Genomic DNA, 2,814 nt, shown 5'->3' on the forward strand with positions numbered 1-2,814 from the left:
TCGCGATCGCTCACTCTTTATCAGAATAATTATTATTATGAGAAAAACATTAGAGTTGTTGAAAGGGATTATATATTTTAAACCCTTACCCCACAATACTTTTGAGGCGCTTGTCACCCCGTGAGCTCCCGAACAATTATTCATCCCTCGGTGAATTGTAATAACCTGATGCTTCTAAACTCCATAAAAATTTATCAAATTCATCTTGTAATTTTACTGCTGTTTCTAGCCAATAATTAGTATTTGATGAAGTAATAGAAGCCTGTTGTAAGTCAAGCATTGCTTTAATAAATAAAGCATAGTCTTCCACTTTGGAAAAAGTAAGGCAGCTATGCTGAAGGAAAGAAAAGGTTAGAAGGGAGAAAGTTTTTTGATTGCGCTTTCCATTCAATGCAGCCATAAAATGCTGGAATATCCCCTGATAATTCCTACTTTCTTCCTACTGACTCCCAACTCCTGACTCCTGAGGGCTGACTCCTAATTATTTAGTCCAACGATTTTGACTTTGTTCTAGATGTTCTAATAATTCCTGTTTATTCAAAGAAGGTTTTTTACATATCAAACCTTGGCAAACTAATCCTACAGAATTTTTGGGTAAATCTGCTTCAACTTTATAAATAGTAGTAGGAAAATAATGAGTAATTAAACTAGAAATTTCTGCTTCAGAGGTTCTAACTAAAGTTTGATTTCTATACCAGTCAAGGGCAACAAATAAACTTGGGCAAGCTTGAGGAGATTGTTTCATTATGCTGCTAAAAGCTGTTAAAGCTGACTCAGCTCGGTCGAGATAATATAATTCTTCGGTTAGCAAAAATAGACGTACTAAATTAGCAACTGCTATTCCATTTGCTGCGGGAGTTGCATTGTCTATATAGTTCCGTTCTCGTAATATTAATTCTCCACTAACATCCCTCGGTGAATTGTAATAACCTGATGCTTCTAAACTCCATAAAAATTTATCAAATTCATCTTGTAATTTTACTGCTGTTTCTAGCCAATAATTAGTATTTGATGAAGTAATAGAAGCCTGTTGTAAGTCAAGCATTGCTTTAATAAATAAAGCATAGTCTTCTGACTGTGCCATTACTGTAGGTTTACCTTCATAATTTAATCGATGAAAACGTTCGTCAACCCACTGATTTTTGATGATGAAATTAGCAGCATTAACGGCTAATTCTAGATATTCTGAATTGTTAAATACTGTGGCTGCCCGTGCTAACCCAGAAATCATTAGACTATTCCAAGCAACAATCATTTTAGTGTCTGTTACTGCCGGAATTCTACCAGGCCAATTATTATTTTTTGCTTCTTGATTATTGGTTGCTGGTGGGAAAGTTTTTACAGAAGAAGGTTTAGCTCCATACCGTAATTCAAACAGTTTAGATAAGGAATTTTCTAGAGTTTCACTTAACTTTCCTCTTTGCTTTCTTTGCAAGACAATTTTTCCCTCGAAATTGCCAGTAGATGTTATGAAAAATTGTTCTGATAGTTCAGATAATTCTTCTGAGATTAATAATTTTTCTAATTCTTGATAACTCCAAATATAGAAAGCACCCTCTTCCGGTTCAGCTTCATCTGGAGTGGTAAAACTATCAGCATCTTGGGCAGCATAAAAAAATCCGTCTGGTGCAGTCATTTCTCGTTTTAGCCAATCTATTGTGCCAATAATTCCTCGTTTAAAAGCTGGTTCTTGATGTCCTGCACTCCATAAATTAGCCAAATATTCAACAATTTGACCGTTATCGTAGAGCATTTTTTCAAAGTGAGGAACTGTCCAAGTTTGGTCTACTGTATAACGATGAAAACCTCCGGCAACATGGTCATAAATTCCTCCTAATGACAGATGTAATCCTCGTTGTAAACAAATTTGATTACTATCATATTGAGATTCAAAATTAAACCTTGTTCCTTGTAATGCTGCTTGTCCATAAGGTATCATAGGAAAGCTTTGTTGAGAGTAGCGATCGCTGATAATTGCGGTACTAACTTCTAAACCTTTTTGCAGTATTTCTTGGCTTAAATCTTCTGCTTCTGGTAATAAAACTGATTTTCTTAATCCCTCTAACACTTCGGATTTTAAATCGTTAAGTTTATTTTTTTCAATGTCATAAAATCCCCTAATTTTTTGTAAAACTTCTAAAAATCCTGGTCGTCCATAGCGAGGTTCAATAGGGAAATAAGTTCCACCAACAAAAGGTGTTAAATCATCAGGAGTTAAGAATATATTTAACGGCCAACCACCCTGTCCAGTTAACATTTGTAATGCCTGCATATAGATACTATCTACATCAGGTCGTTCTTCTCGGTCTACTTTTATTGGTAAAAATTTTTCATTCAAATATTGGGCGATTTTATCATCAGAAAAAGCTTCTCCTTCCATTACGGTACACCAGTGACAACTTGAATAACCAATTGATAGAAAAATTGGTTTATCTTCTCGCCGTGCAGTTTCTAAAGCTTCTTCACTCCACGGCCACCAATCTACAGGATTTTCTGCGTGTTTACGGAGATAAAGACTTTGAGATTTAGCTAAACGATTGGTCATTTTTTCTGACTCCCTAGTTATCATTAATATTGTCAATTATTCTGGTACTTTGAAAAGTAGATGATTAACAATTCCGCAGATTATAACGTATTTATGAATTTTAGGGCTTGATTTGTAAGCATTCAGTTATTAGCAGTCAGCACTTCCCTGCGGGATGCTACGCAAACAGCAATTAGTAATGAATAATTACTTCTCAGGTTTGGCAAGGGGACGCATGATATTCAACAATTAATAATTAATTATTAATTATTAATTATTAACAATTACCA

Annotated in this window: 2 protein-coding genes; both read right to left on the reverse strand. The window is 34.8% G+C overall.

What is annotated here, in order from left to right; translation table 11 throughout:
• Positions 1-136: 136 nt before the first annotated feature.
• The gene (locus F6K15_RS37680) at positions 137-310 is read right to left on the reverse strand and encodes a hypothetical protein (protein WP_293071182.1); all 174 of its coding nucleotides are present in this window, start codon (positions 308-310) and stop codon (positions 137-139) included.
• 171 nt (positions 311-481) lie between these two features.
• Positions 482-2,545 (reverse strand): thioredoxin domain-containing protein, encoded by a 2,064-nt coding sequence (locus F6K15_RS37685; protein ID WP_293071184.1) that lies wholly within the window; start codon positions 2,543-2,545, stop codon positions 482-484.
• Positions 2,546-2,814: the final 269 nt, after the last annotated feature.

The organism is Okeania sp. SIO2B3, assembly GCF_010672525.1.
Taxonomy (GTDB): domain Bacteria; phylum Cyanobacteriota; class Cyanobacteriia; order Cyanobacteriales; family Microcoleaceae; genus Okeania.